Below are 5,379 nucleotides of genomic sequence, written 5' to 3' on the forward strand. Positions count from 1 at the left end.
CATTTGAACATAAAGAATTTTTAAATCGAGAGACGGGATTGAGACTTGTTTAGTTGTTGTTGCTTAACATATTTAAAAGACAACGATGAAGAGTTTGATCCTGGCTCAGGATGAACGCTAGCGGCAGGCCTAACACATGCAAGTCGAGGGGTAACATTTTGTGCTTGCACAGAGATGACGACCGGCGCACGGGTGCGCACCGCGTATGGAACCTACCTTTTACAGAGGGATAGCCCAGGGAAACTTGGATTAATACCTCATAGTATCATTTTTTAGCATTATTAAATGATTAAAGCATTCGTGCGGTAAAAGATGGCCATGCGTCCCATTAGCTAGATGGTAAGGTAACGGCTTACCATGGCTACGATGGGTAGGGGCCCTGAGAGGGGGATCCCCCACACTGGTACTGAGACACGGACCAGACTCCTACGGGAGGCAGCAGTGAGGAATATTGGACAATGGAGGAGACTCTGATCCAGCCATGCCGCGTGCAGGAAGAATGCCCTATGGGTAGTAAACTGCTTTTATACAGGAAGAAAAAAGAGTACGTGTACTCTACTGACGGTACTGTAAGAATAAGGACCGGCTAACTCCGTGCCAGCAGCCGCGGTAATACGGAGGGTCCGAGCGTTATCCGGAATTATTGGGTTTAAAGGGTCCGTAGGCGGGCCGATAAGTCAGAGGTGAAAGTTTGCAGCTCAACTGTAAAATTGCCTTTGATACTGTTGGTCTTGAGTTATGGTGAAGTTGGCGGAATATGTAGTGTAGCGGTGAAATGCATAGATATTACATAGAACACCGATTGCGAAGGCAGCTGACTAACCATATACTGACGCTGATGGACGAAAGCGTGGGGAGCGAACAGGATTAGATACCCTGGTAGTCCACGCCGTAAACGATGGATACTAGCTGTCCGAGGCCTTGAGTCTTGGGCGGCCAAGCGAAAGTGATAAGTATCCCACCTGGGGAGTACGTTCGCAAGAATGAAACTCAAAGGAATTGACGGGGGCCCGCACAAGCGGTGGAGCATGTGGTTTAATTCGATGATACGCGAGGAACCTTACCAGGGCTTAAATGTAGATTGACAGGACTAGAGATAGTTTTTCCTTCGGGCAATTTACAAGGTGCTGCATGGTTGTCGTCAGCTCGTGCCGTGAGGTGTCAGGTTAAGTCCTATAACGAGCGCAACCCCTGTTGTTAGTTGCCAGCGATTCAAGTCGGGGACTCTAACAAGACTGCCGGTGCAAACCGTGAGGAAGGTGGGGATGACGTCAAATCATCACGGCCCTTACGTCCTGGGCCACACACGTGCTACAATGGCCGGTACAGAGAGCAGCCATGTTGCAAAGCAGAGCGAATCTATAAAGCCGGTCACAGTTCGGATCGGGGTCTGCAACTCGACCCCGTGAAGCTGGAATCGCTAGTAATCGGATATCAGCCATGATCCGGTGAATACGTTCCCGGGCCTTGTACACACCGCCCGTCAAGCCATGGAAGCCGGGAGTGCCTGAAGTCCGTCACCGTAAGGAGCGGCCTAGGGCAAGATCGGTAACTAGGGCTAAGTCGTAACAAGGTAGCCGTACCGGAAGGTGCGGCTGGAACACCTCCTTTCTAGAGAACAATGACTAAAATTTATTTTGGTCCCGTTTTATCGATTTAATATTAAAAATTCTATAGTTTGTCTTTATAATTATAATATATAAGTAAATAACATTGTTTGTTTTTACAGATAAAGAGTGTTAGGGACAGTCCCATAGCTCAGCTGGTTAGAGCGCTACACTGATAATGTAGAGGTCGGCAGTTCGAGTCTGCCTGGGACTACAACTTAAAATGGTTTAATTAATAGTTAGCTATTTTAGGACGTTCATTAAAAAAAAAGAGCTGAATTTAGGTTCGGTTGTATTGAAGGAAATTTTAGAAGTTGTGCTACCTGTCAACTATAAACTGGCAACTGCCAACTTATAAAATGGGGGATTAGCTCAGCTGGCTAGAGCGCCTGCCTTGCACGCAGGAGGTCATCGGTTCGACTCCGATATTCTCCACCAGGCAATGCTTGGGGATATTAATTTATCTTCATTTGTTGCAAGAGGAGTCACAGAGACATTTTTTTATACTTGTCAGTGGCGACTCGCCACAAGTTCATTGACATATTGGGATAGGGTATATATTTTTTAGGAGATGTATACGCAAAAAGAAACACGAATTTTTTTTAGTAAAGAAGTACGAATTATAATAGAATAAAGGTCTAGCGACAAGCTGGAAAAGGGCGTATGGGGAATGCCTAGGCTCTCAGAGGCGAAGAAAGACGTGATAAGCTGCGAAAAGCTGCGGGGATTGGCACACACGATATGATCCGCAGATATCTGAATGGGGCAACCCGGCATATTGAAGATATGTCATCCGAAAGGAAGCAAACCCGGTGAACTGAAACATCTAAGTAGCCGGAGGAGGAGAAAACAAAAGTGATTCCGATAGTAGCGGCGAGCGAAATTGGATTAGTCCAAACCATTGTTGTTTCGGCAATAATGGGGTTGTAGGACCACGACATTAGACGTGTAATGAATTAGAATACTTTGGAAAGAGTAACCATAGAGGGTGATAGTCCCGTATAAGTAAAGATCATTGTTTATAGTGGTATCCTGAGTAGTGCGGGGCACGTGAAACCCTGTATGAATCCGGCGGGACCATCCGCCAAGACTAAATACTCCTGAGAGACCGATAGTGAACCAGTACCGTGAGGGAAAGGTGAAAAGAACCGTGAATAACGGAGTGAAAAAGATCCTGAAACCATACGCTTACAAGCGGTCGGAGCCCGTAAGGGTGACGGCGTGCCTTTTGCATAATGAGCCTACGAGTTACTTTTACTAGCAAGGTTAAGTTCTTCAGGAACGGAGCCGTAGCGAAAGCGAGTCTTAATAGGGCGCCATAGTTAGTAGTAGTAGACGCGAAACCGTGCGATCTACCCATGGGCAGGTTGAAGCTGTGGTAACACATAGTGGAGGACCGAACCCGTTGACGTTGAAAAGTCTTGGGATGACCTGTGGGTAGGGGTGAAAGGCCAATCAAGCTCGGAAATAGCTCGTACTCCCCGAAATGCATTTAGGTGCAGCGTGTAGATAGTTTTATAGAGGTAGAGCTACTGATTGGATGCGGGGGCTTCACCGCCTACCAATTCCTGACAAACTCCGAATGCTATAAAATGTTTCTGCGCAGTGAGGGCATGGGTGCTAAGGTCCATGTCCAAGAGGGAAAGAACCCGGACCATCAGCTAAGGTCCCAAAGTGTGTGCTAAGTTGACAAAACGCGGTGGAATTGCATTGACAGCCAGGATGTTGGCTTGGAAGCAGCCATTCATTTAAAGAGTGCGTAACAGCTCACTGGTCGAGCGATTCCGCATGGATAATGATCGGGCATAAGCACACCACCGAAGCTATGGCTTTACGTAAGTAAGGGGTAGGGGAGCATTGTAGTGCCGTTGAAGGTGTACCTGCGAGGGATGCTGGAGGAGCTACAAACGAAAATGTAGGCATAAGTAACGATAATGTGGGCGAGAAACCCACACGCCGAAAGACCAAGGTTTCCCCAGCTATGCTAATCAGCTGGGGGTCAGTCGGGACCTAACGCAGACCCGAAAGGGGAAGTGGATGGACAACAGATTAATATTTCTGTACCTGCTCACGCTAAAAGTGACGGAGGCGAGAAGTTGGTGCGTGCAGACGGAATTGCACGTTGAAGAGAGTGGTAACACCTCGATAGTACACCGAGACTACGGTCAAGGTGATAATCCAGCATATCGACTTCCAAGAAAAGCGAGTGAAGCAGCCCGTACCGTAAACCGACACAGGTGGTTGGGATGAGTATTCTAAGGCGCTCGAGAGATTCATGGCTAAGGAACTAGGCAAAATAGACCCGTAACTTCGGGAGAAGGGTCGCCCCCTTATGGGGGGCCGCAGTGAAGAGGTCCAGGCGACTGTTTATCAAAAACACAGGGCTCTGCAAAATCGAGAGATGAAGTATAGGGCCTGACACCTGCCCGGTGCTGGAAGGTTAAGAGGAGATGTCATCTTCGGAGAAGCATTGAATTGAAGCCCCAGTAAACGGCGGCCGTAACTATAACGGTCCTAAGGTAGCGAAATTCCTTGTCGGGTAAGTTCCGACCTGCACGAATGGTGCAACGATCTGGACACTGTCTCGGCCATGAGCTCGGTGAAATTGTAGTATCGGTGAAGATGCCGGTTACCCGCAGTGGGACGAAAAGACCCCGTGCACCTTTACTATAGCTTCGTATTGACTTCGGTCAAGCAATGTGTAGGATAGCTGGGAGACTTTGAAGCTGCATCGCTAGGTGTGGTGGAGTCATTGTTGAAATACCAGCCTTTGCTTGTCTGAAGCCTAACTCTCTTATGAGAGAACAGTGCGTGGTGGGTAGTTTGACTGGGGTGGTCGCCTCCAAAAGAGTAACGGAGGCTTCTAAAGGTGCCCTCAATACGGTTGGTAATCGTGTGTAGAGTGCAATGGCACAAGGGCGCTTGACTGAGAGACATACAGGTCGATCAGGTTGGAAACAAGAGCATAGTGATCCGGTGGTTCCGTATGGAAGGGCCATCGCTCAAAGGATAAAAGGTACGCCGGGGATAACAGGCTGATCTCCCCCAAGAGCTCATATCGACGGGGGGGTTTGGCACCTCGATGTCGGCTCGTCACATCCTGGGGCTGGAGAAGGTCCCAAGGGTTGGGCTGTTCGCCCATTAAAGTGGCACGCGAGCTGGGTTCAGAACGTCGTGAGACAGTTCGGTCTCTATCTACTGTGGGCGTTAGAAATTTGAGTGGATCTGACTCTAGTACGAGAGGACCGAGTTGGACTGACCGCTGGTGCACCAGTTGTTCCGCCAGGAGCATTGCTGGGTAGCTATGTCGGGATTGGATAAGCGCTGAAAGCATATAAGCGCGAAACCAGCCACAAGATGAAATTTCTTTAAAGGGTCGTGGGAGATGACCACGTTGATAGGCTATAGGTGTAAGGGCAGTAATGTCCGTAGCCGAGTAGTACTAATTGCCCGTCAAGCTTGCGCAACATCTGCTCCTAAGTCCTAGATTTAGGAGCAGGAAATTCCTTTTCTTTATTATATCTTACAGAAGTACAAAACAATCCGTGATTCTATTTACCTATCCCTTTTTTATGTCATACTTCGACTATCTTTATGTTAAGTCAAGTATTAAAATATTTAAAATTTAGGTGGCCATGGCGATGGGGCTCACCCCTTACCATTCCGAACAGGGAAGTTAAGCCCATCTGCGCCGATGGTACTGCTACACCAAGTGGGAGAGTAGGAAGCCGCCTTCTTCAAAGTCCGATACATTACGTATCGGACTTTTTTT

The 5,379-nt window shown here is 48.1% G+C and carries 2 tRNA genes and 3 rRNA genes; all 5 read left to right on the forward strand.

What is annotated here, in order from left to right:
* Positions 1 to 82: 82 nt before the first annotated feature.
* The 5 genes from Q0856_RS17670 to rrf all read left to right on the forward strand — a co-directional run bounded on the left by Q0856_RS17670 (position 83) and on the right by rrf (position 5,344).
* Positions 83 to 1,611: ribosomal RNA gene (locus Q0856_RS17670) — 16S ribosomal RNA — on the forward strand.
* 136 nt (positions 1,612 to 1,747) lie between these two features.
* A tRNA-Ile gene (locus Q0856_RS17675) sits at positions 1,748 to 1,821 on the forward strand.
* Positions 1,822 to 1,968: 147 nt separating this feature from the next.
* A tRNA-Ala gene (locus Q0856_RS17680) sits at positions 1,969 to 2,045 on the forward strand.
* 203 nt (positions 2,046 to 2,248) lie between these two features.
* Positions 2,249 to 5,074, forward strand: a 23S ribosomal RNA gene (locus Q0856_RS17685).
* Positions 5,075 to 5,232: 158 nt separating this feature from the next.
* Positions 5,233 to 5,344: ribosomal RNA gene (gene rrf / locus Q0856_RS17690) — 5S ribosomal RNA — on the forward strand.
* The 16S, 23S and 5S rRNA genes sit together here with 2 tRNA genes alongside, the layout of an rRNA operon.
* The last annotated feature ends 35 nt before the right edge of the window (positions 5,345 to 5,379 follow it).

The organism is uncultured Maribacter sp., assembly GCF_947496775.1.
In the GTDB taxonomy this organism is placed as follows: Bacteria; Bacteroidota; Bacteroidia; order Flavobacteriales; family Flavobacteriaceae; genus Maribacter_B.